General features: G+C 72.0%; 21 protein-coding genes. 15 read left to right on the plus strand and 6 right to left on the minus strand.

Going from position 1 to position 23,142, the window contains the following annotated elements; genetic code table 11:
* The first annotated feature begins 68 nt into the window (after positions 1-68).
* Positions 69-674 (plus strand): TetR/AcrR family transcriptional regulator, encoded by a 606-nt coding sequence (locus ACFYZS_RS03110; RefSeq protein ID WP_389006138.1) that lies wholly within the window; start codon positions 69-71, stop codon positions 672-674.
* Positions 675-687: 13 nt separating this feature from the next.
* On the opposite strand, the gene ACFYZS_RS03115 is transcribed toward ACFYZS_RS03110, so the two are convergent.
* Positions 688-1,905 carry a helix-turn-helix domain-containing protein gene (locus ACFYZS_RS03115; RefSeq protein ID WP_389006140.1) on the minus strand — a complete coding sequence of 406 codons (1,218 nt, stop codon included), beginning with the start codon at positions 1,903-1,905 and terminating at the stop codon, positions 688-690.
* Positions 1,906-2,104: 199 nt separating this feature from the next.
* Here ACFYZS_RS03115 and ACFYZS_RS03120 point away from each other — a divergent pair, with 199 nt between their 5' ends.
* Positions 2,105-3,031 (plus strand): proline dehydrogenase family protein, encoded by a 927-nt coding sequence (locus ACFYZS_RS03120; protein WP_389006142.1) that lies wholly within the window; start codon positions 2,105-2,107, stop codon positions 3,029-3,031.
* Between the two features lie 31 nt (positions 3,032-3,062).
* Entirely contained in the window at positions 3,063-4,694 is a 1,632-nt protein-coding gene (gene pruA / locus ACFYZS_RS03125; RefSeq protein WP_389006144.1) for an L-glutamate gamma-semialdehyde dehydrogenase, read from the plus strand.
* Between the two features lie 83 nt (positions 4,695-4,777).
* Here pruA and ACFYZS_RS03130 read toward each other — a convergent pair whose 3' ends face one another.
* Positions 4,778-5,704 carry a zinc-binding alcohol dehydrogenase family protein gene (locus ACFYZS_RS03130; RefSeq protein WP_389006146.1) on the minus strand — a complete coding sequence of 309 codons (927 nt, stop codon included), beginning with the start codon at positions 5,702-5,704 and terminating at the stop codon, positions 4,778-4,780.
* 87 nt (positions 5,705-5,791) lie between these two features.
* Here ACFYZS_RS03130 and ACFYZS_RS03135 point away from each other — a divergent pair, with 87 nt between their 5' ends.
* On the plus strand, positions 5,792-6,244 hold the full coding sequence (locus ACFYZS_RS03135) for a MarR family winged helix-turn-helix transcriptional regulator (RefSeq protein WP_389006148.1): 453 nt from the start codon (positions 5,792-5,794) through the stop codon (positions 6,242-6,244).
* On the opposite strand, the gene ACFYZS_RS03140 is transcribed toward ACFYZS_RS03135, so the two are convergent.
* Complete coding sequence (locus tag ACFYZS_RS03140) at positions 6,228-6,932, minus strand: nitroreductase family protein (RefSeq protein WP_389006150.1); 705 nt, start codon at positions 6,930-6,932, stop codon at positions 6,228-6,230. The two genes, ACFYZS_RS03135 and ACFYZS_RS03140, sit on opposite strands and share 17 nt — an antisense overlap.
* Positions 6,933-7,031: 99 nt before the next feature.
* Between ACFYZS_RS03140 and ACFYZS_RS03145 the strand changes: the two genes are divergently transcribed.
* Positions 7,032-7,568 carry a GNAT family N-acetyltransferase gene (locus ACFYZS_RS03145; RefSeq protein ID WP_389006152.1) on the plus strand — a complete coding sequence of 179 codons (537 nt, stop codon included), beginning with the start codon at positions 7,032-7,034 and terminating at the stop codon, positions 7,566-7,568.
* A 4-nt stretch (positions 7,569-7,572) separates the two neighbouring features.
* Here the strand turns inward: ACFYZS_RS03145 and ACFYZS_RS03150 are convergent, their stop codons facing one another.
* Entirely contained in the window at positions 7,573-9,600 is a 2,028-nt protein-coding gene (locus ACFYZS_RS03150; RefSeq protein WP_389006154.1) for a phosphocholine-specific phospholipase C, read from the minus strand.
* Positions 9,601-9,719: 119 nt separating this feature from the next.
* Entirely contained in the window at positions 9,720-10,736 is a 1,017-nt protein-coding gene (locus ACFYZS_RS03155) for an NADP-dependent oxidoreductase (RefSeq protein WP_389006156.1), read from the minus strand.
* A gap of 101 nt (positions 10,737-10,837) precedes the next feature.
* Between ACFYZS_RS03155 and ACFYZS_RS03160 the strand changes: the two genes are divergently transcribed.
* From ACFYZS_RS03160 to ACFYZS_RS03180, 5 genes are all read left to right on the plus strand, one after another.
* A complete protein-coding gene (locus tag ACFYZS_RS03160; protein WP_389006158.1) occupies positions 10,838-11,743 on the plus strand; it encodes a LysR family transcriptional regulator in 906 nt (301 codons plus the stop codon).
* 261 nt (positions 11,744-12,004) lie between these two features.
* Positions 12,005-12,133 carry a hypothetical protein gene (locus ACFYZS_RS03165; RefSeq protein WP_266625109.1) on the plus strand — a complete coding sequence of 43 codons (129 nt, stop codon included), beginning with the start codon at positions 12,005-12,007 and terminating at the stop codon, positions 12,131-12,133.
* 82 nt (positions 12,134-12,215) lie between these two features.
* The gene (locus tag ACFYZS_RS03170; RefSeq protein ID WP_389006160.1) at positions 12,216-13,256 is read left to right on the plus strand and encodes a 3-isopropylmalate dehydrogenase; all 1,041 of its coding nucleotides are present in this window, start codon (positions 12,216-12,218) and stop codon (positions 13,254-13,256) included.
* Positions 13,257-13,499: 243 nt separating this feature from the next.
* Positions 13,500-14,585 (plus strand): branched-chain amino acid aminotransferase, encoded by a 1,086-nt coding sequence (locus tag ACFYZS_RS03175; protein WP_389006162.1) that lies wholly within the window; start codon positions 13,500-13,502, stop codon positions 14,583-14,585.
* Between the two features lie 376 nt (positions 14,586-14,961).
* Positions 14,962-15,396: a hypothetical protein gene (locus ACFYZS_RS03180; RefSeq protein ID WP_389006164.1), complete on the plus strand. Its 435-nt coding sequence runs from the start codon at positions 14,962-14,964 to the stop codon at positions 15,394-15,396.
* Positions 15,397-15,477: 81 nt separating this feature from the next.
* Here ACFYZS_RS03180 and ACFYZS_RS03185 read toward each other — a convergent pair whose 3' ends face one another.
* A complete protein-coding gene (locus ACFYZS_RS03185) occupies positions 15,478-16,920 on the minus strand; it encodes a cytosine permease (protein ID WP_389006166.1) in 1,443 nt (480 codons plus the stop codon).
* A 156-nt stretch (positions 16,921-17,076) separates the two neighbouring features.
* Between ACFYZS_RS03185 and ureA the strand changes: the two genes are divergently transcribed.
* The 5 genes from ureA to cimA all read left to right on the plus strand — a co-directional run bounded on the left by ureA (position 17,077) and on the right by cimA (position 23,134).
* Positions 17,077-17,790 carry an urease subunit gamma gene (gene ureA / locus ACFYZS_RS03190; protein WP_389006168.1) on the plus strand — a complete coding sequence of 238 codons (714 nt, stop codon included), beginning with the start codon at positions 17,077-17,079 and terminating at the stop codon, positions 17,788-17,790.
* Positions 17,787-19,520, plus strand: a complete 1,734-nt coding sequence (locus tag ACFYZS_RS03195) for an urease subunit alpha (protein WP_389006170.1) — start codon at positions 17,787-17,789, stop codon at positions 19,518-19,520. The genes ureA and ACFYZS_RS03195 overlap by 4 nt, the downstream gene beginning before the upstream one ends.
* A gap of 19 nt (positions 19,521-19,539) precedes the next feature.
* Entirely contained in the window at positions 19,540-20,577 is a 1,038-nt protein-coding gene (locus ACFYZS_RS03200; protein WP_389006172.1) for an agmatine/peptidylarginine deiminase, read from the plus strand.
* A 29-nt stretch (positions 20,578-20,606) separates the two neighbouring features.
* Positions 20,607-21,215, plus strand: a complete 609-nt coding sequence (locus ACFYZS_RS03205; RefSeq protein ID WP_389006174.1) for a TetR/AcrR family transcriptional regulator — start codon at positions 20,607-20,609, stop codon at positions 21,213-21,215.
* A gap of 296 nt (positions 21,216-21,511) precedes the next feature.
* A complete protein-coding gene (cimA, locus tag ACFYZS_RS03210) occupies positions 21,512-23,134 on the plus strand; it encodes a citramalate synthase (RefSeq protein WP_389006176.1) in 1,623 nt (540 codons plus the stop codon).
* The last annotated feature ends 8 nt before the right edge of the window (positions 23,135-23,142 follow it).

Consider the following 23,142-nt stretch of genomic DNA (forward strand, 5'->3'; position numbering starts at 1 on the left):
CTAAACGCTTGTCTAGTACGGCCGTATGGAACTGCCGTCTAGGACGGTTGTCTTGGTACGGTGAGGGCATGGGACACCGCGAAGATCTGCTCGAAGGCGCCAAGAAGTGCCTGGCCGAGAAGGGTTTCGCGCGGACGACCGCGCGCGACATCGTCAACGCCTCCGGCGCGAACCTGGCGTCGATCGGCTACCACTACGGCTCGAAGGACGCCCTGCTCTCACAGGCGTTCATCTCGATGGCCGAGGAGTGGGGCGACTCCTTCAAACCGGACGTCACGGGTGAGGGAGGCTCGCTGGAGCGCTTCCACTCGGTCTGGGACGGCATGATCGGACAGCGCGATCAGGCGGCCCCCATGTGGGCGGCCAGCATGGAGATCGCGATGAACCGAGACCGGCTGCCGGAGCTGCGGGAGATGGTCGTGGCCTCGGAGGGCGAGGGGCGCAAGGGGCTGACCGAGATGTTCACGGGCATCCCCGAGGAGCAGCTCGCAGAGCGGGACGTCCGGACCCTGGGCGGGCTGTACCAGGTGCTGGTCGCCGGGATGATGGTGCAGTGGCTGTACAACCCCGAGAACGCCGTCACCGCCGAGGAGTTGACCGAGGGCATGCGCCGCGCCGCGCAGATGATGGTGAACGGCAAGGACGCAGACGCCGATGCCGGCGCCCCCGCCTGAGCCGTCACCTCGTTCAGCCGTACAGGCGGGCCGCCTTGAGGGCCATGTGGAGCAACAGCCGGTCCTCGCCCTCGTCCAGGTCCAGGCCGGTCAGCTGCTCCACCCGGGCGAGCCGGTAGTACAGGGTCTGGCGGTGGATGCCCAGGGCCGCCGCCGCCCGCCCCGCCTGGCCCGCGCAGTCCAGGAACAGCTCGGCGGTACGGGCGAGTTCCCGGTGCGCGGGCCCCAGCAGGACCCGGGTCGCGGGGTCGCCCGCGGGGTCGCCCGCCGGATCGGCGGCCGCCAGGGCCGCCAGCATCCGGTACGGGCCGATCGCCGACCAGTGGGCCACCGGACCGAACCGGGGCTGCGCCGCGGCCGCCTGAGCCGCCGCCGAAGCCTGGGACCAGGCGTCGGCCAGCGCCGCCAGCCCCCTGCGGGGCTCCGCGATCCCGGCGGTCGCCGCGCCGCCCGCCAGCAGCCGGGCCGCGACGCCCTCGGCGGGGGCGAGCACCTCCGCCGAGCGGAGCCTGACCAGTACGGCGAGTGCCTGGCCGGCCTTCCGCTCCGGCCGGGCTCCGAGGTCCCCGGCCGGAGCGGAATCGGCCGCCGACCCGCTCCCCGCCCCGCGCCCGGGCCGGCTGACCGTGCACACGGCGGCCGTGCCCGGCACCGACGCCGGGGCCTCGCCGGACCACGGCTCCACGCACACCACCGCGTGCAGCCCCTCCGCCCCCGGGCCCAGCGCCACCCGGAGCGCGGCCACCGCCATGTCCTGCTGCCAGCCCCGTCCGGCCGTGAGCACCTCCCGGAACTCCCGGGACAGGTCGGCCCCCGCCTTCGCCTCCTCGGCGAGCAGGATCCCGATGCGCTCGGCCACCTCCATGGCGGCCGCCAAGGCGTCCGGCCCGGGGCCGGGCTCCTGGTCGAGGAGCCACACGTACCCCTGCACGATCCCGCGGTAGCGCACCGGCAGGCAGATCCGCCCCCGGAAGACCCCCGCGTCGGGCGCCGCCGGGATCCGGACCGGCCCGGTCGCCCGCGCGATCCCGAACCCCTCGAACCAGGCCCGCACGGCCGCCGTCGACTGCCGGGTCAGGATCGAGCGGGTGCGGACGGGGTCCATCGCGAGATCGTCGTCGCTGTCGTGCGCGCCGAAGGCGATGAGGCGGAAATCCCGGTTCTCCAGGGTCGCCGGGGCGCCGAGGAGCGCCGAGATCTCATCCACCAGGTCCTGGTAATCGCCCTTCACCCGGACATTCTCCCACCCGGAAAGCCGGTCTTCAGACAGATGTATGAGATCGGGGACACGGATGCGTGACAGCTGTCGATGGCAGAGGATCAAAGCGATCCTTAGGTTTCACGGTGGTTTTACTTGCGTTTTCTTTACGGCCCCGCCCACCCCCCGCGCGGACCGTATGCCTGCTTCTGCCACCTGTTGGAGGTGCCCCGTGCTGGGTCCCGCGATCCTCGCCGCTTCGCGCAGCGACAAGATGCGCCGAATCGTCTCTGCCGCCCCGGTGACCAAGCCCGTGGTGAACCGGTTCATCCCCGGCGAGACGGTCGACCAGGTCATCCCGATCGTCGTGGACCTCACGGAGAAGGGCCTGGAGCTCACGCTCGACGTGGTGGGCGAGGACATCACCACGGTGGAGCAGTCCCACGCCGCGCGTGACGCCTACCTCGAGCTCATCGAGCACCTGGCCGGCCTGGGCCTCGGCGAGAAGGCCGAGATGTCGGTCAAGCTGTCGATGTTCGGCCAGGCGCTGGAGGGCGGCCACGAGCTCGCGCTCGCCAACGTCCGCCCGGTCGTCGAGGCCGCCGCCGCCATCGGCACCACCGTCACGCTGGACGCCGAGGACCACACCACCCTCGACTCGATGTTCGCCATCCACGAGGAGCTGCGCCGGGACTTCCCGCAGACCGGCTGCGTGATCCAGGCGTACCTCTTCCGCACCGAGGCCGACGCCCGCCGCCTGGCCGCCGCCGGCAGCCGCGTCCGCATCGTGAAGGGCGCCTACAAGGAGCCCGCCGAGGTCGCGTACCAGGACAAGGCCGAGATCGACAAGGCGTACGTCCGCATCCTGAAGACGCTGATGGAGGGCGAGGGCTACCCGATGATCGGGTCGCACGACCCGCGCCTGATCGCCATCGCGCAGGAGCTCGCCCGCAAGGCCGGGCGCAAGCTGGACGAGTACGAGTTCCAGATGCTGTACGGCATCCGCAGCGAGGAGCACCTGCGGCTCGCCGCCGAGGGCCACCGCATGCGCGTCTACACCGCGTACGGGACGGACTGGTACGGCTACTTCATGCGGCGCCTCGCCGAGAAGCCGGCCAACCTCCTGTTCTTCCTCCGCTCGATGATCACCAAGAACTAGCCCAGAACCAGGTCAAGGAGTTACCAGCCCCATGGATGCTGTGACCCAGGTCCCCGTGCCGGTCAACGAGCCGGTCCACTCGTACGCCCCCGGCACCCCGGAGCGCGCGCGCCTCGAAACGCAGCTGAAGCAGCTGTCCGAGAACCCGATCGACCTGCCCATGACGATCAACGGCGTCAAGCGGATGGGCGGCGGCGAGCGCTTCGACGTCGTGCAGCCGCACGACCACAAGTCGGTCATCGGCACGTACGCGAACGCCACCCAGGCCGACGCCCAGGAGGCTGTCGACGCCGCCCTGGCCGCCGCCCCGGCCTGGCGCTCGATGTCCTTCGACGACCGCGCCGCGATCATCCTGCGCGCCGCCGAGCTGCTGTCCGGCCCGTGGCGCGAGAAGCTGGCCGCCTCCACCATGCTGGGCCAGTCGAAGACCGCGCAGCAGGCCGAGATCGACACCCCGTGCGAGCTCGTCGACTTCTGGCGCTTCAACGTCCACTTCGCCCGCCAGATCCTGGCCGAGCAGCCGGTCGCGAACTCCGCCGGCGTGTGGAACCGCAGCGACCACCGCCCGCTCGAGGGCTTCGTCTACGCGATCACGCCGTTCAACTTCACGGCGATCGCCGGCAACCTGCCGACCGCCCCCGCCCTCATGGGCAACGTGGTCGTGTGGAAGCCGTCCCCGACGCAGACCCACTCCGCGGTCCTCCTGATGGAGCTCCTGGAGGAGGCCGGCCTGCCGAAGGGCGTCATCAACCTGGTGACGGGCGACGGCATCGCCGTCTCCGAGGTGGCCCTGAACCACCCCGAGCTGGCCGGCATCCACTTCACCGGCTCGACCAAGACCTTCCAGTACCTGTGGAAGACGGTCGGCAACAACATCGAGAACTACAAGTCCTACCCGCGCCTGGTCGGCGAGACCGGCGGCAAGGACTTCGTCGTCGCGCACCCGTCCGCGGACCGCGCCGTCCTGAAGACCGCCCTGACCCGCGGCTCCTTCGAGTTCCAGGGCCAGAAGTGCTCGGCGTCCTCGCGCGCCTACGTCCCGGCCTCGATCTGGAACGACGGCTTCAAGGAGGCCTTCGCGGCCGAGGTCGACGGCATCACCATGGGTGACGTCCGCGACCTGACCAACTTCATCGGCGCCGTCATCGACGAGCGGTCGTTCGCCAAGAACAAGGCCGCGATCGACCGTGCGATCGCCGACCCGACCTGCGAGATCATCGCCGGCGGCACGTACGACGACTCGGAGGGCTACTTCGTCCGCCCGACCGTCATCGCGTGCACCGACCCGGAGAACGAGGTCTTCACGACCGAGTACTTCGGCCCGATCCTGGCCATTCACGTCTACGAGGACGCCGAGTTCGACGCGATGCTGGCCCAGATGGAGTCCGTCTCGGCGTACGCGCTGACCGGCTCGATCATCGCCGGTGACCGCTACGCGGCCGCCGACGCGATGGAGAAGCTCCGCTTCGCGGCGGGCAACTTCTACATCAACGACAAGTCGACCGGCGCCGTGGTCGGCCAGCAGCCCTTCGGCGGCGGCCGTGCCTCGGGTACGAACGACAAGGCGGGCGCCGCGTCGAACCTGATGCGCTGGACCTCGACGCGCTCCATCAAGGAGACGCTGGTCGCGCCGACGGACTACGCGTACCCGCACATGGGCTGATCCCGGCCCCCTTCTGAACCCCGCCCCCGTTCCGGTACCCCCAAGTCCGGATCGGGGGCGGTCCCAGTTCCACCCCCGTTCGGTCAGGGGATCAGGACCACCTTGCCGAGATTGCGCCGCTCCTCGATCAGCGCGTGCGCACGGGCCGCCTCGGCCAGCGGGATCTCCCCGTGCACGGCGGGGCGCAGCGAGCCGTCCGCGTACGCCTCCCACAGCTCGCGCCGCCAGCCCTCGAAGACCTCGGGCCGGCCCTGTGCGACGGCCCGGATCTGGAAGCCGGTCACCGAGGCGCCGCGCACCAGCAGCTCGTACGCCTCCACCGTGCCGCCGCCCGAGCCGTACGCGACCAGCCGGCCGCCCGTGGCCAGGGCCCGCACGGCGGGGCCGAGCAGTTCGCCGCCGACCCCGTCGAGGACCACGTCGTACGGGTCGCCCCAGGCGGCCGGGTCCTCGTAGAGGACCACCTCGTCGGCGCCGAGGCCGCGTACGAAGGCGGCTTTCTCGGGACGGGAGACGGCGGCGACCAGCCGCCCCGCCCCGCCCGCCCGGGCCAGTTGGAGCGCGAGGCTGCCGACCCCGCTCGCGGCGGCCGTGACCAGCACGGACTCCCCGGGCCGGATCTGCCCGGCCTCCCGGACGCCCTGGGCGACGAGCCCGCTGCGCACGAGCGCGACGGCGTCCGCGGAGCCGGCCCCGTCGGGGACGGCGGAGGCGAAGGGCGCCGCGAGGAGCGCGTACTCGGCGTACCCGTGGCCGAAGCACAGCCCGGTGACCCGGTCGCCGATCGCGAAGCCCCGCACGCCCTCGCCGAGAGCCGCGACCGTCCCCGCGACCTCCCCGCCGAGCGGTGTCGCCCCGGCGCCCTCCCGCACCTTGCGCACGACGGGCAGCGTGACCCCGACGGCCTCCACGGCGACGAGCAGCTCCCCGGGGCCGGGCGCGGGCACGGCCGCCTCCTCGGCGAACAACACGTCGGGGCCGCCGTTGACTTCGTGGCGGATGCGCAGCACAGGACCTCCCGGACCGGGCGTATTCGTTGGGAGTCCCAACGATATACGAGATCGTGGGGACTCCCAACGAATTGCTAGGCTGGGTCCATGACCTCGGCCCTCGCACACATCCAGACCCTCCCGAGCTGGCTCGTCGGGCGGGTCGCGGCGCGCGGCCGCGCCCTGGTCGCCGAGGCGCTCGCCGCGGAGGGCCTGAAGCTCGCGCACCACGCGGTGCTGGCGGCCACCGACGAGTACGGCCCGGTGGCCCAGGCCGAACTCGGCCGCCGGCTCGGGATCGACCCCAAGGACCTGGTCGGGCTCCTCAACCACCTCGAAGGCGCCGGCCTCCTCCTGCGCACGCCGGACCCGGCGGACCGCCGCAAGAACGCCGTCACCCTCACCCCGGCGGGCGAGGCCGCCCTCACCCGGTGCGCCGCCCTGGCCGAAACGGCGAACGCCGCGTTCCTCTCCCCCCTGACCCCGGCGGAACGCGAACAGCTGACCGCCCTCCTGACCCGCATCCACGAGACCGCGGCCGGGTCTAGACCTCGGTCATGACCTGGTCGAGGGATTTGCGGGTCAGGTCCGGGACCTCGCAGTCGTCGGACGGGTAGCCGATGGGGATGACCGCGAAGGCCTTCTCGTTCTCCGGGCGGTGCAGCACGTGGGAGAGGAAGCGCATCGGGCTCGGGGTGTGGACCAGCGCCGCGAGGCCGCTGAGATGGAGCGCGGTCAGGAGCATGCCGACCGCGATGCCGACCGATTCGTCCACGTAGTAGTGCTTGCGCCTGGCGCCGTCCGGGCCGAGCCAGTAGCGCTGCTGGAAGACGACGAGCAGGGCGGGGGCGTCGGTGAGGTGGGTCTTGACCGCGTCCGTGCCCAGCGGGCGCAGGGCGGCGAGCCACTCGTCGCCGAGGCGGCCGTCGTAGGACAGCTGCTCCTCCTGCTCGGCGGCCGCGCGGATCTGCCGGCGCACCGCCGGGTCCTTGACCAGGACGAAGGTCCACGGCTGCTGGTGGGCCCCGGAGGGGGCGGTCGCGGCGCAGGCGACCGCGTCGCGTACGACCTGCTCGGGCACGGGGTCGGGGGAGAAGTGCCGCACGGTGCGCCGTGCGTCCATCCGCCCGCGCAGCTCCGCGGCCCGCGCGAGCGATTGGGCGCCCGGCATCCGCGCGGGCCGGTAGGCGGCGGGGCGGTACGGCTCGCCGTGGGTCGGGGTCCACTGCTGTTCGGTCTCGGGCGGCATGGACCGATCCTCACGCGGGGACCGGGACCGCGCCAGGACCCGTTCCGGTCGTCCTCGCGCATTTCCGGCCTTTCCCGGGACCGTTGATAGCTTCGCCGTATGGACGTACTGCTGAAGCACACCTCCCAGCTCGGGAACGGCGAGCTCGACGAGGTGCGGGAGCTGCTCGACACGGCCTTCGGCGGGGACTTCGCCGACGAGGACTTCGAGCACGCGCTCGGCGGCATGCACGCCCTCGTCCGCGAGGGCGGGGAGATCGTCGCGCACGGGAGCGTGGTGCAGCGGCGGGTCCTCCACCGGGGCCGGGCGCTGCGGACCGGATACGTCGAGGCCGTCGCCGTACGGCCGGACCGGCGCGGCCGGGGCCTCGGCGGGCGGGTCATGGACGCGCTGGAGGGCGTCATCGGGCGGGCCTACGCACTCGGGGCGCTGTCGGCCTCCGAGGACGGGGCCCGGCTGTACGCGGCGCGCGGATGGGCCGTGTGGGGCGGGCGGATCGGGGCGCTCTCACCCGCCGGGCCGGTGCGGCTGCCCGACGAGGAGGGGTCGACGTACGTGTGGCTCCCGCCCGGCGGGGTCCTGGAGGATCCCGCCGGGCGGCTCGACTTCGACTGGCGTGACGGGGACGTGCTGTAGACCGTCAGCCCGAGATGCTCGGCGCGCCCGTCTCGATGTGTCCCGTGTAGCGGCGCGACCAGGTGCCGTCGTTGTCCGCGAGGATCGTGAAGTCGTACCAGCCGTTGTTGTACGCGACCGCGTTGAAGTAGTCCTCGCGCGAGGAGTTCGCCGGGACGGTGTACGTCCACGGGCCGTCCGAGCGGTACGCGTTCGAGCGGATCGTGAAGGTGACCGGCGCGGCCGAGGTGTTCGTCATCTTGAAGTAGACCGCCGTCTTGCCCGTGCCGGGCTCCACCGCGAAGCGGGCCGCCGCCTCGATCGCCTTGCCCGCCTTCGACGCGTCGCCGATGAAGCGGCGCAGGAAGCGGTTCGGGCCGTACATCGAGATGTCGTACTTGCCCGAGCCGCTGCCGAGCCCGATGTTGAAGTAGTCCGTCGCCGTCGCGCCCGCGTCGACCGTGTACTGCCAGGCCGCGGTGTCCCGGTACTGGTGCGGGTGGATCGAGAAGTGCGCCGCCTGCTGCGCCTGCGCGCCCTGGTTGGTCATCGAGAACCAGGCCAGGATCTTGCCGGCCGCCCCGAACTCGAACCGGTCCAGGTTGCCGTTCACCTGGTACGGAAGGGCCCGCGCCGGACGGGTGCCGGCTTCCTGGGCCGGGAGCGCGTTGTCCTGCGGCGCCGGGTTGGGGAGCGGGCCGCAGGTCGACTGGCCGATGACCTTCGCGGTCGAGGGCAGCCCGGCCGGCACCCCGTACACCGGGCGCGCGAAGTCGAAGACGCCGGTCAGGTCGCCGGTCACCTTGCGGCGCCAGGCGCTGATGTTCGGGCAGCTCGCCGGGGTGCCGAGGGCCGCCGTCCACTTCTCCATGAAGCGCAGCACCGAGGTGTGGTCGAAGACCTCCGAGCTCACCCAGCCGCCGCGCGTCCACGGGGACATGACGATCATCGGTACGCGGAAGCCGAGGCCGATCGGGGTGCCGTCGATGTACTCGCCCGGGGTGCCGGGCGGGGCGACGGGCGGCGGGACGTGGTCGAAGAACCCGTCGTTCTCGTCGTAGTTGAGGAAGAGGACGGTGGAGTCGAAGACCTCGGGGTTCGCGGACAGTGCCCGGTAGACCAGGTCCACGAAGTGCGCGCCGTCGCCGGGCGGGGCGTACGGGTGCTCCGAGAAGGCCTCGTTCGCGACGACCCAGGAGACCTGCGGCAGGGTGCCCGCGACGACGTCCGCGCGGATGGCGGCCGCGATGTCGTCGGGGGTGGAGCCGGTGACCTTCGGGACGGAGCCCATGCCGCGGTCCCACAGCGGGTTGCCGGGCGCCGCGTCCGTGAACTTCTTGAAGTAGGCCAGACCGTTGTCGCCGTAGTTGTCCTGGGCGTTCTGGTAGACCTTCCAGCTCATGCCGGCCCGCTGGAGGGCCTCCGCGTACGTCTCCCAGGTCAGCCCGGACTCGTCGCCGCCGTCCTTGCTGCCCGCGTCGACCTTGCCGCTCCACAGGAAGGTGCGGTTGGGGCCGGTCGCGCTCAGCGTGGAGCAGAAGTACGCGTCGCAGACGGTGTAGTTGTCGGCGAGCCCGTAGTGGAAGGGTATGTCCCCGCGGTCGAGGTAGCCGAGGGTGCGGGTGTTGCCGACGCCGGTGACCCAGTTGTCCATGCGGCCCTTGTTCCAGGCGGCGTGCTGCGAGGTCCAGCTGTGCGGGAGGTCGCCGTTGCACTGGGCGAGGGTCTCGCCGTCGACACCGCCGGCAGCGGGGGTGGAGCTGAGCTTCCAGGGGTACTGGCGACCGCCCCAGTTGGGCTGGTTGAACGTGCCCCAGCCGCCCGGGATGTTGCCGGCGGCGCGGTCACCGAAGCCGCGGACACCCTTCAGCCTGCCGAAGTAGTGGTCGAAGCTGCGGTTCTCCTGCATCAGGATCACCACGTGCTTCACGTCGGTGATCGTGCCGGTCGCGGCGGCAGCGGCCGCCGACGTCGGCGCGATCGCCGGCAGGGCGGCCCCGGCCATCAGCCCGGCGCCGATTCCCACGAAACCTCTGCGGCTGATCGGTGTCACTGGCTACTCGCCTCCAACTCAAGTGCCCCGCTGGCACATTGACGGAAAGAGTGGCGGGCGCCGGGCCAAAGGTCTACATCCGTGCGGTAAGAAGTCGGTGAACATCCGGTTGGCTGGATTCAGTCCCCGAGACGGACCAGCATTTTGCCCAGATTGTCGCCTCGGAGCATGCCCAGGAAGGCGTCCACCGTGTGATCGATTCCCTGGACAACGGTGGTGTCGGTGCCGATCCGGCCGCTCTGCAGGTGCGGGACCAGGAAGTCTTCCATCTCCTCCTGCAAATTGGTGTGATTTCGAACCAATACCCCTTCAAGGCGCAGCGACTTGTGGACGACCTCGAAGAGGTTGCGCGGCGCCGCCGGCGAGCGGTCCCCGTTGTACATCGAGATCCCGCCGACCCAGGCGATCCGCCCGTACTCGCGCAGCACGTCGATCGCGCCCGCCAGGTGGTCCCCGCCGACGTTGTCCACGTACACGTCGATGCCGTCGGGCGCGGCCGCGGCGAGCTGCTCGCCGACCGGCCCGTCGTGGTAGTCGAACGCCGCGTCGAAGCCGAGCACGCCGGTCAGGTGGCGGACCTTGGCCGCCGAGCCCGCGCTGCCGATGATCCGGCCGGCGCCCAGCAGGCGCGCGATGTGCCCGGTGGCGGTGCCGACCCCGCCCGCCGCGGCCGAGACGAACAGGTCCTCGCCCTCGCGCAGCGCGGCGGTCCGGGTGAGGGCCGCGTACGCGGTCAGGCCGGTGCCGCCGAGGATGCTCAGGTACGCCTCCAGCGGGACGCCCGCGTGGCCGCGGAGCTTGCGGGTGCCGTTCGCGCCGAGGGTGACGAGGGCGTGCGTGCGCCATCCCTCGCGGTGGAAGACGAGGTCGCCCTCGCGCAGTCCCGGATCGCGGGAGGCCAGCACCCGGCCCACCGAGCGGCCCTCCAGCGGGGTGCCGAGCTCGAAGCCGCCCTCGCCGCCGTCCATCAGCCCGCGGTGGTACGGGTCCACCGAGAGCAGGAGGTTCTGCACCAGGGCGGTGCCCGGAGCGGGGGAGGGGACCGGGGTCTCGACGTACGCGAAATCGGTCGCGACGGGGAAGCCGGCGGGGCGGGCGGTCAGGTGGACGGCGTGAGCGGTGCGGTTCGTGGTCATGGCGAGGACGCTAGGAAGGAATCACCGGCCCGGGCAGGGGGTTGCGTTCATGGAAGCCGCACATCCATGAACACCGCTCATAGAACGAGGTGAGAGCCACTGTGGCCGAGCTCGCTCCGCACGAACTGCGGGTCCTGGTCGCCGTCGCCGAGACCGGCGGCTTCTCCGCCGCGGCCGCCCGGCTCGGCCTCACCCAGTCGGCCGTCTCGCACTCGGTGCGCGGCAGCGAGGCCAAGGTCGGCGCGGTCCTCTTCGAGCGCGGGCGCACCGGAGCCTCGCCCACCCCGGCGGGGGAGCGGGCGGTCGCCCTCGCCCGCCGGATCCTGCGCCTGTACGAGGTCCTCGGCGCGGAGGTGCGCGGCGCCGGCGGCCGGGCCGGGGACACCGCCGAGGGCGTGCTGCGCATCGCCGCGTTCCGCAGCGCGGCCCTGCACCTGCTGCCCCCGGCCCTGGAGCGGCTCACGGCCCGCCACCCCGGCATCCGCCCCGAGGTCCGGGTGGTGCGCGAGCTCGGCGCCGGCACGGCGGGGGAGGTGGCCGCCGGCCGCGCCGACCTGGGCATCGCGACGCTGAACGGGACCGGGACCGGGACCGGGACCGCGGCGCCGGGCGGGGGAGCGGCCGGCCTGCTGACCGGGGTGCTCCGGGAGGAGGCGTACGCCCTGGTCCACCCGGCCGGACACCCGGACCCGAAGGCGCTGCCCCTGCTGGACTGGGACGAGAACTGCGGCTCGTACACCCGCGACTGGTGGCGCGCCCAGGACTGGATCCCGCGCGCCACGGTCAAGGCGGAGGACGACGGGATGGTGCTGACCATGGTCGGGCGCGGGCTCGGCATGGCGATCCTGCCCGAGCTGTCGCTCCGGGAGGCCACGGACGCCGTGGACATCACCGGACTGGGCCCTTCGGGGCCGGTGAGACGCGTGGGATACGTCACCACGCCGGAATCCGCCTCGACTCTCGCTGTACGGGCTCTGATCAGGGAACTTCGCTCCGAGAAGGCCTGAATCGGAGCTCCGCGAAGGGGCCTTCCGAGGGCTTGCCCGTCTCAGATAGTAGGAAGCCCGACTAATTGCGGAGACATACAACGGGAGCTGCCCTAGCTTTGTAGAAGCCGAACGTCTCGCCGATCCGGCGAATGGCGGTCGAGAGCGCGCGCCCTTGGGCAGGCAACCCCTGCCGCGCACCGCTCCCCGCCTCTTCCGGCGCCTTGAAGGAACCCCTCATCCGTGGCCCCGCCACGCCGTGATCTCAAGGAGTCGATCACCATGACCGCATCCACCGCAGCCCGCCGCGTCCGCCACTCCTCCACCGCCGACGCCGACCGCAAGAACGCCGCGGCCGCCCTCCAGCGCGCCCTCGACCGCCGGGACAACGGCGGCTCGACCGGCCACTGAGCAGCCCCCGGCCCTCGGTCGGATTGGTCCACATGGTGGACGCAATATGACCGAGGGCTGGGACCGGGAGTACGGTTCCGACATGTCGACCAGCATCAATCTCGCAGTGATCCCCGGTGATGGCATCGGCCAGGAAGTCGTGGCTCAGGGCCTCAAGGTCCTTACCGCGGTCCTGCCCCAGGATGTGAAGCTGGAGACCAAGGAGTACGACCTCGGCGCCCGCCGCTGGCACCGCACCGGTGAGACCCTCCCGGACGCGGAGCTCGAAGCCCTCAAGCACCACGACGCGATCCTGCTGGGTGCCATCGGCGACCCGTCGGTCCCGTCCGGCGTGCTGGAGCGCGGCCTGCTGCTGAAGCTCCGCTTCGCCTTCGACCACTTCATCAACCTGCGTCCGTCGAAGCTCTTCCCCAACACGGCCACCCCGCTCGCCGGCCGTCCGGAGATCGACTTCGTCGTGGTCCGCGAGGGCACCGAGGGCCCGTACACCGGCAACGGCGGCAGCCTGCGCACCGGTACGCCCGCCGAGGTGGCCACCGAGGTCAGCATCAACACCGCGTACGGCGTGGAGCGCGTCGTCCGCGACGCGTACGAGCGGGCCAACTCCCGCCCCCGCAAGAAGCTGACGCTGGTCCACAAGAACAACGTCCTCGTGTACGCGGGCCACATGTGGAAGAACATCTTCGACACGGTCGGCCGGGAGTACCCCGAGGTCACCACCGACTACCTGCACGTCGACGCCGCGACGATCTTCTTCGTCACGCAGCCCGAGCGCTTCGACGTCATCGTCACGGACAACCTCTTCGGCGACATCCTCACCGACCTGGCCGCCGCCGTGACCGGCGGAATCGGCCTCGCCGCCTCCGGGAACATCAACCCGACCGGCACCTTCCCGTCCATGTTCGAGCCGGTCCACGGCTCTGCCCCGGACATCGCCGGCACCGGCAAGGCGGACCCGACCGCGACGATCCTGTCGGTCGCCCTCCTGCTGCGCCACCTCGGCCACGAGGACCGCGCCGCCCGCATCGAGGACGCGGTCTCCGCCGACCTCGCGGAGCGCGACGGCACCTTCCGCTCCACCGAGCAGATCGGCGACGCCCTCGCCGCCCGAGTAGCCGGCTGACCCGGCAGCTCCACCTCAGGAAGCCGCCGGGTCGCGCGCACGACGCACCCGGCGGCTTTTCCTGTGCGGTCCCGGGTGCCACCATCTCCCCTGGGCCGCATTCACTCCGCTTCACCCCTGCTTCTCCGAAGGCACCTCGCGCGCGATAATCGAACGCGAGACCGCGGAATGCGGGGAAGCTCGGACGTCCTGGTACGCCGTGAGCGCGGTCCGCCCTACGAAACCGGTGAAGGACAAGCACTCATGACGACGCCCACGATCGAGCTCAAGCCCTCCTCGAACCCGCTGTCCGATGCGGAGCGCGAGGCGATCCTGGCCAGCCCCGGCTTCGGCCGCCACTTCACCGACCACATGGTGACGATCAAGTGGACCGAGGGCCGCGGCTGGCACGACGCCGAGCTGGTCCCGTACGCGCCGCTGTCGATGGACCCGGCGAACATGACCCTGCACTACGCGCAGACGATCTTCGAGGGCCTCAAGGCCTACCGGCAGCCCGACGGCACCGTCGCCACCTTCCGCCCGCGGGCCAACGCCGAGCGCTTCCAGGCCTCCGCCCGCCGCATGGCCATGCCGGAGCTGCCGGCCGACCTCTTCATCGAGGCCTGCGACGCGCTGATCAAGCAGGACCGCGCCTGGGTCCCGGACTCCGGCGAGGCCTCCCTGTACCTGCGGCCCTTCATGTTCGCCTCCGAGGTCGGCCTCGGCGTCCGCCCGGCCAACGAGTTCCTCTTCATGGTCATCGCCTCGCCCGCCGGCGCGTACTTCCCCGGTGGCGTCAAGCCCGTCTCCGTCTGGCTCTCGGAGGAGTACGTCCGCGCCGTCAAGGGCGGTACGGGTGCGGCCAAGACCGGCGGCAACTACGCGGCCTCCCTCGTGGCCCAGGCCCAGGCCGCCGAGCACGGCTGCGACCAGGTGGTCTGGCTCGACGCCGTCGAGCACCGCTGGATCGAGGAGATGGGGGGCATGAACCTGTACTTCGTGTACGGCGACCGCATCGTCACCCCGGAGCTCACCGGCTCGCTCCTGCCGGGCATCACCCGCGACTCCCTCCTCACCATCGCCCGCGACCTCGGCTACACCGCCGAGGAGGGACGTATCTCCACCGAGGACTGGAAGCGCGACAACGAGAACGGCACCCTGACGGAGGTGTTCGCCTGCGGCACCGCCGCGGTCATCACCCCGGTCGGCTCGGTCAAGTCCGAGCGCGCCAACTGGACCCAGGGCACCGGCGAGCCCGGCGAGGTCACCATGAAGCTCCGCAAGGCGCTGCTGGAGCTCCAGACCGGCCGCACCGCCGACACCCACGGCTGGATGCACCCGCTCGGCTAGGTCCGCGGCGCGCCCGTCACGAAGAAGAGGTCCCGGCCGGTCGGCCGGGACCTCTTCTTCGTCCGGGGCCCGGCCGGGCGGTGCGGGCAGGCCGCCTCACCCGTACGGGGGTACGCCGCCGCTGTCGGCCGGCGCCGCCCGCCGGGGGCCGCGGGGGCCGCCCGCGCCAGTGCCCGCCGGTGTCGCGGCCCCGCCCGCCGCCGCGCGGGGGCGCGTGGGCGCGGTCCGTTCGGAAGTGCGGTGGACGTACCGGCGTGCGACGTTGATCGCGCCTGCCCATGCGGTGCCGGACCCCGGTCCCGGGCGGCACGGTACGTCCCAGTGGCGTGAATCTCTCGTGCGTCGGCCGATGCGGCCGGCGGGAAGGCGGATCCCCATGAAGCGGTTCGTTGCCTCCGGCCTGCTGTGCGCGGCCGTGGTACTCGGCGCCTCGGCATGCTCCAGCGACGACGACACGACGCCGGCGGAGGCAGCCTCGTCGGCCAGTGCCGCGCTGTGCACCAACCTCGTCCAGTTGAAGTCGGACAACGCCGCGCTCAAGGCGCTGAACCCGGCCACTGCCACCAAGGACCAGCTGAAGTCGGCGTACGACGCCGTCCAGGCCGACTGGAAGAAGGTCAAGGAGAGCAGCTCGGCACTGAAGTCGGCCGAGAAGGACGCCGTCACGACGGCCGCGGAGAACCTGAAGAAGGCCTACGAGGACCTTCCGGGCGACACCACGGGCAAGGACGCGATCACCCAGCTCCAGCCGCAGATCCAGGCGCTGGACACCGCGGCCGCCCAGGCGACGACCGCGAACAACTGCCGTTAGCGCGCGACGGCGACGGCCACGCGGGCCCCGGGAGGACGTCCTCCCGGGGCCCGCGCCGCGCACCGGTCCCGGTGCCCGCCGTCAGTCGGCGGCGACCGCGACCCGGTCGGCCGGTGCGGCCGGCTCCGCGGCCGGGGACGCGGTGGGGGAGCGCCGTGCGGTCAGGGCCGTGTAGACCAGGCCGCCGACCAGACCGGACAGGACGAAGGAGCAGTCCACACCGCCGGTCAGGGCGAGCAGCGGGCCCTCGTAGAAGGGGGTGGTCACGGCGAGCAGGCCGGTTCCGGCGCCCACGGCCCAGGAGGCGGTGGCGGCCACGTTCCAGCCGGCGCGGTACCAGTAGATCCCGCCCACCGAGCGGCGGTTGAAGACCTGGAGCGCGTCGGCGTCGTACTGCCCGCGGCAGCGGACGTAGCCGATCAGGGTGATCACGGCCCACGGGGTGCCGATCGCGGTCAGCAGCAGGACGAACGAGGTCATCGCGGACTGCACGTCCCACTCGAAGGAGCCGATGAAGACGAACGCGGTGGCCACGGCGGCCGCGACCAGCGTGGCCTTGGCGCGGGTGGCCCGGGGCACGATGGCGTCGAGGTCGAGGCCCATGGAGTAGAGCATCAGCCCGGCGTTGCCCACCGAGCCGGCCGCCGCGGCGGCGAGCAGCGGGAGCAGGTACCAGAACGGCGCGGCCTCGACGAGGGGCCCGGCGTAGTCGGCACCGGCCTTGGCGGCGAGCGCGGTGTAGGTGCCGAACAGCTGCGGGATCAGCAGGCCGATCAGCAGGCCGAGGGCCGTGGACCAGAACACCTTGCGCGAGCCGTGCCTGCGGGGGGAGATGTAGCGGGTGTAGTCGCCGAGCAGGGTGATGAAGGCGACGGGCCCGCTGAGCCCGGCGGCGACGGCGGCGAGCAGCCAGGTCGGCCAGAAGGAGCCGAGCAGGTACGAGGTCTGCGGCGGGGCGGCGGTGGTGAAGTCGGGGGCGTAGGCGAAGAGGCCGATGGCGAGCAGGACCACCATGCCGATGGAGAGCACCTTGCTCATGCGCAGCAGCAGCCGGTAGCCGAAGACGGCCCCGACGACGGTACAGGCGGCCAGTACCCCGTACATCACCGCCCGCGAGACGCCGGTGTCCGGCAGCCCGGTCAGCCGGGACAGGACGCCGACCATGACGTCGCCGCCGATCCACAGGGTGAGGGCGGTGTAGCCGAGCGAGAGCAGCAGGCCGACCACCGAGCCGACGAGCCGGCCGCGGACGCCGAACTGGGCGCCGCTGGAGGTGGAGAGGTTGGTCGCCGTGCGCAGGGACACCAGCGCCAGCGGCGCGGTGAAGGCGATGCCGACGAGCGTGCCGGTCACGATGGCGGTGACCGAGGGCCACAGACCCAGTCCGAAGGACGGGGGCAGCCAGCCGAACACGATCACACCGAGGCAGAGGTTGGAGCCGAGCAGGATCGAGATCAGGTCACGGGGACCGCTCGTCCGCTCCTCCTCGGGGATGGTGTCGACTCCGCGCTGTTCTATGGGCATGGGGGGACTCCCTTGGCAGGGCGGGGGGTGGTTCACATGTGTTTGAGCGACACTCAATGTGACCCAACCCCTGGTCCCAGGTCAATGCTTCATTGCAGGGAAATGAAGAGTTAGAGTGATGCTCTAACCCATCGACTCAAAAGGTGGTGGATCGGCGTGCGGCTGACCCCTACGGAGCGCGACCGGCTGCTGCTGCGCAGCGCGGCGGAACTGGCCAGGGCCCGCAGGGCCCGCGGACTCAAGCTCAACGTCCCGGAGGCCACCGCGCTCATCGCGGACACGGTCTGCGAGGCCGCGCGCGACGGCAAGCGGCTCGCGGAGGCCATCGAGGAGGCCCGCAGCGTGCTGGGCCCGGCGGACGTGCTGCCCGGCGTGGCCGACGTGGTCACCGAGGTGCACGTGGAGGCCGTCTTCGACGACGGCTCCCGCCTCGCGGTGGTCTCGGCCCCGATCCGGGGCGCGGTGCCGCTCGGCGAGAACGCCCCGGGAGCGGTCGTACCGGGCCCCGGCGCCCCCCAGCCGGAGCCGGCGCTCCACCTGCACGTGCGCAACACGGCCTCCGTGCCGGTGAGCGTCACCTCCCACTTCCACTTCTTCGAGGCCAACCCCCGCCTCGACTTCGACCGCGCCGCGGCCTACGGCATGCGGCTGTGCGTGCCCGCGGGCTCGTCCGTACGGTTCGACCCGCACGGCGAGGCCGAGGTCGGCCTCGTCCCCATCGGCGGCGACCGCATCGCGATCGGCTTCGCCGGACTGGTCGACGGCCCCCTGGACGCCCCCGGGGCCAAGGACGAGGCCCTGCGCCGCGCCGCGGCCTGCGGCTACCTGGGTACCGGAATCGGCGACGCGGCAGAGGGAGAGCAGGCGTGAGCAAGCAGACCAGGCACAGCGACCACTGTGCGCCGGGCAGCCGGCACATCGACCCCCACGAGTACGCCTCCGTCTTCGGGCCCCGCGCCGGCGACCGGGTCCGGCTCGGCGACTCCGGGCTCACCGTCCGGGTCGAGTCCGACTCCCAGAAGCCCGGCGACGAGTTCCTGGCCGGCTTCGGCAAGACCGCGCGCGACGGGCTGCACCTGAAGGCCGCCGCGGTCCGCGAGACCTGCGACGTCGTGATCAGCAACGTGCTGGTCATCGACGCCGTCCTCGGCATCCGCAAGGTCTCCGTCGGCATCCGCGAGGGCCGCATCCACGCGATCGGCCGGGCCGGCAACCCGGACACCCTCGACGGCGTGGACGTGGTCGTCGGCACCGGCACGTCGATCGTCTCCGGCGAGGGGCTGATCGCCACCGCGGGAGCCGTCGACACCCACGTCCACCTGCTGTCCCCGCGGGTCATGGAGGCCTCGCTCGCCGCGGGCGTCACCACGATCATCGGCCAGGAGTTCGGCCCGGTGTGGGGCGTCGGCGTCAACTCCCCCTGGGCCCTGAAGCACGCCTTCAACGCCTTCGACGCCTGGCCGGTCAACATCGGCTTCCTGGCCCGCGGCTCCTCCTCCGATCCGGCCCCGCTCATCGAGGCGCTGGCCGAGGGCGGTGCCTCCGGGTTCAAGGTGCACGAGGACATGGGCGCGCACACCCGCGCCCTGGACACCGCGCTGCGCGTGGCCGAGGAACACGACGTCCAGGTCGCCCTGCACAGCGACGGCCTCAACGAGTGCCTGTCCGTCGAGGACACCCTGCGCGTCCTGGAGGGCCGCACCATCCACGCCTTCCACATCGAGGGCTGCGGCGGCGGACACGTCCCCAACGTGCTCAAGATGGCGGGCGTGCCGAACGTCATCGGCTCCTCCACCAACCCCACCCTGCCCTTCGGCCGGGACGCGGTCGCCGAGCACTACGGCATGATCGTCTCCGTCCACGACCTGAAGCCGGACCTCCCCGGCGACGCCGCCATGGCCCGCGACCGGATCCGCGCGGGCACCATGGGCGCCGAGGACGTCCTGCACGACCTGGGCGCGATCGGCATCACCTCCTCCGACGCCCAGGGCATGGGCCGCGCCGGCGAGACCATCCGCCGCACCTTCGCCATGGCCGCGAAGATGAAGGGCGAGCTCGGCCCGCTCGAAGGCGACGGCGAGGGCGACGACAACGCCCGCGTCCTGCGCTACATGGCCAAGCTGACCATCAACCCGGCCATCGCCCACGGCCTGGCCCACGAGATCGGCTCCATCGAGGTCGGCAAGCTCGCCGACATCGTCCTGTGGCGCCCCCAGTTCTTCGGCGCCAAGCCGCAGCTGGTGCTCAAGTCAGGCTTCCCCGCGTACGGGGTCACCGGCGACCCCAACGCGGCCACCGACACCTGCGAACCGCTGGTCCTCGGCCCGCAGTTCGGCTCGTACGGGGCCACCGCCGCCGACATCTCCGTCGCCTTCGTCTCGGCCGCCGCGGCGGCCCTCGGCGCCGACGAGATGCCGACCCGCCGGCGCCGCGTCGCCGTCCGCGGCACGCGCGGCATCGGCCCCGGCAACCTCCTGCTCAACTCCCGGGTGGGCGCGGTCGACGTGGACGCGCGCAGCGGTCTGGTCACCCTCGACGGCGACCCGCTGCGCTCCGAAGCGGCCGACTCGGTCTCCCTCAACCGCCTGTACTTCCTGTAAGCCCGTAAGGACCCCTGCCATGACTGCAAAGCCCACGGACCACGGCTTCCGGATGCCCGCCGAGTGGACGCCCCACGAGCGCACCTGGATGGCCTGGCCCAGCCCCAACCCCACCTTCACCAACGAGCAGGAGCTCGCCGAGGCCCGCGAGGCCTGGGGCGCCGTCGCCCGCGCGGTGCGCTCGTACGAGCCCGTGACCCTCGTCGTCTCGCCCGGCGACGCCGAGAGCGCCCGGGCGGTGGTCGGCGAGGACGTACAGCTGGTCGAGCGCGAGCTCGACGACGCCTGGATGCGCGACATCGGCCCGACCTTCGTCACCAACGGGGCCGGCGAGCTGGCCGCGGTGGACTGGACCTTCAACGGCTGGGGCGCCCAGGAGTGGGCCCGCTGGGAGCACGACTCCAAGATCGCCCGATACGTCTCGGACCTGGCCGGCACCCGTACGTACAGCACCCCGCTGGTCAACGAGGGAGGTGCGATCCACGTCGACGGCGAGGGCACCGTGCTCCTCACCGACACCGTGCAGCTGGGCGCCGGGCGCAACCCCGACTGGACCCGCAGGCAGGTCGAGGAGGAGATCCACGCCCACCTCGGCACCACCAAGGCGATCTGGCTGCCGTACGGCCTGGCCGGCGACTACGGCACCTACGGCACCCAGGGCCACGTGGACATCGTGGCCGCCTTCGCCCGCCCCGGCGTGGTGATGGTCCACACCCAGCCCGACCCGGCCCACCCGGACCACGAGCGCTGCAAGACCATCGCCGCCGTCCTGCGCTCCTCCACCGACGCGCAGGGCCGGCTGCTGGAGGTCGTGGAGATCCCGGCGCCGACCGTGCTGGAGGAGGACGGGGAGTGGGTGGACTACTCCTACATCAACCACTACCTGTGCAACGGCGGCGTGGTGCTGTGCTCCTTCGACGACCCGCGCGACGAGGAAGCCGCCGAGATCTTCCGCGGGCTGTTCCCCGAGCGGACCGTGACACTGGTTGACGCACGTACGATTTTCGCCGGGGGTGGCGGTATCCACTGCATCACCCAGCAGCAGCCGAAGGTCTGACCTGCGGCGGATCGACGAAGGAGTGGCCCATGGCGGCGGGTGGAGTGCGTGCGGTACGGAAGAACGCGCCGCCGCGCGAGGACGTACTCGTCGCCGCCATGGCCACGATCGCCGAGCGCGGCCTGGAGGGCCTGACCATGGCCGGGCTGGGCCGGCAGGTCGGCATGAGCAGCGGCCACCTCCTCTACTACTTCGGCAGCAAGGACGAGCTCCTGCTGCAGACGCTGGAGTGGAGCGAGGCGGCCCTCGGAACCCGCCGCCGCGCCCTGCTCGCCCGCAGCGGCTCGGCGCGCGAGCGGCTCCAGGCCTACGTGGACCTGTACGTGCCCGAGGAGGCCCGGGATCCGCACTGGACCCTGTGGCTGGAGGTCTGGAACCGCTCGCAGAACGCCGGCCCCCAGGAACGCGAGCGCCAGGCCGCCATCGAGGGCGCCTGGCACCGCGACCTGGTGGCCCTGCTCGCCGAGGGCATCTCGCGCGGGGAGTTCAAGCCCGTGGACCCCGACCGCTTCGGCGCCCGGCTGCGGGCCCTGCTCGACGGGTTCAGCATCCAGGTCGCCGTGGGCCTGCCCGGGATAGGGCGGGCGGACATCCTGGCCCACGTCTCGGAATTCCTCGACGAGGCTCTCGTATCGTGAGACGCGATGCTCCCGCGGTGAGACGATGTGACACACTGCGGGCGTGCCTGCTCAGCTCATGATTATGGACAGCAGCGCGCCGGTCCGCAGTGGCCGCTGAACCGTGGAAACCCTACGGGCAGGCGGCCATCGTGCCCCAGACCCGCGCGCAGACCTCTCGCACCCGCGAGGGGTCTTTTCGTTTCCCCGCTCCATTCCTGCCGGGGCCGGACCGCGCGCGATGATGGGGGCAGTGGCGGCGCCCTCCCCTCGGGGCGGGAATCCGGAACCACTCATCCGACAGGAGTCAGATCAGCATGACGACGACAGAGGCGACAGCGGCCGCTCAGGGCCCCGACGACAGCTTCCACGTCTTCGACACCACCCTGCGCGACGGCGCCCAGCGTGAGGGCATCAACCTCACCGTCGCCGACAAGCTGGCGATCGCCCGGCACCTGGACGACTTCGGAGTGGGCTTCATCGAGGGCGGCTGGCCGGGCGCCAACCCCCGCGACACCGAGTTCTTCGCCCGCGCCCGCGCCGAGATCGACTTCAAGCACGCCAAGCTGGTCGCCTTCGGCGCCACCCGGCGGGCGGGCGGCTCGGCCGCCGCGGACCCGCAGGTGCGGGCCCTGCTGGAATCGGGCGCCCCGGTGATCACCCTGGTCGCCAAGTCCCACGACCGGCACGTCGAGCTCGCCCTGCGCACCACGCTCGAGGAGAACCTGGAGATGGTCCGCGACACCGTCTCCCACCTGGTCGCCCAGGGCCGCCGCGTCTTCGTCGACTGCGAGCACTTCTTCGACGGGTACCGGGCCAACGCCGAGTACGCGAAGTCGGTCGTGCGCACCGCCCACGAGGCCGGCGCCGACGTCGTCATCCTCTGCGACACCAACGGCGGCATGCTGCCCGCCCAGGTGACCGCGGTCGTCGCGACCGTGCTCGCCGACACCGGCGCCCGCCTGGGCATCCACGCCCAGGACGACACCGGCTGCGCCGTCGCCAACACCCTGGCCGCCGTCGACGCGGGCGCCACGCACGTCCAGTGCACCGCGAACGGCTACGGCGAGCGCGTCGGCAACGCCAACCTCTTCCCGGTCGTCGCCGCGCTGGAGATCAAGTACGGGCGCCGGGTCCTGCCCGAGGGCGCGCTCGCCGAGATGACCCGCATCTCGCACGCCATCGCCGAGGTCGTCAACCTGACGCCGTCCACGCACCAGCCGTACGTCGGCGTCTCCGCCTTCGCGCACAAGGCGGGCCTGCACGCCTCGGCCATCAAGGTCGACCCGGACCTCTACCAGCACATCGACCCCGAGCGGGTCGGCAACACCATGCGGATGCTGGTCTCCGACATGGCCGGGCGCGCCTCCATCGAGCTCAAGGGCAAGGAGCTCGGCGTCGACCTCGGCGGGGACCGCGCGCTGGTCTCCCGGGTCGTCGAGCGGGTCAAGGAGCGGGAGCTCTCGGGCTACACGTACGAGGCCGCCGACGCCTCCTTCGAGCTGCTGCTGCGCGCCGAGGTCGAGGGCCGCGCCCGCAAGTACTTCCGTACGGAGTCCTGGCGCGCCATCGTCGAGGACCGCCCCGACGGCACCCACGCCAACGAGGCCACGGTCAAGCTGTGGGCCAAGGGCGAGCGGATCGTCGCCACGGCGGAGGGCAACGGCCCGGTCAACGCCCTGGACCGGGCGCTGCGGGTGGCACTGGAGCGCTTCTACCCCCAGCTGGCCAAGTTCGAGCTGGTGGACTACAAGGTCCGCATCCTGGAGGGCAAGCACGGCACGGAGTCCACGACGCGCGTCCTGATCGCCACCACGGACGGCACCCGCGAGTGGTCCACGGTGGGCGTCGCCCCGAACGTGATCGCCGCGTCCTGGCAGGCCCTGGAGGACGCCTTCACGTACGGGCTGCTGCACGCGGGCGTCGAACCCGCCGAGTAGCGGGCGAA

The organism is Streptomyces sp. NPDC001903, assembly GCF_042891345.1.
Lineage (GTDB): Bacteria > Actinomycetota > Actinomycetes > Streptomycetales > Streptomycetaceae > Streptomyces.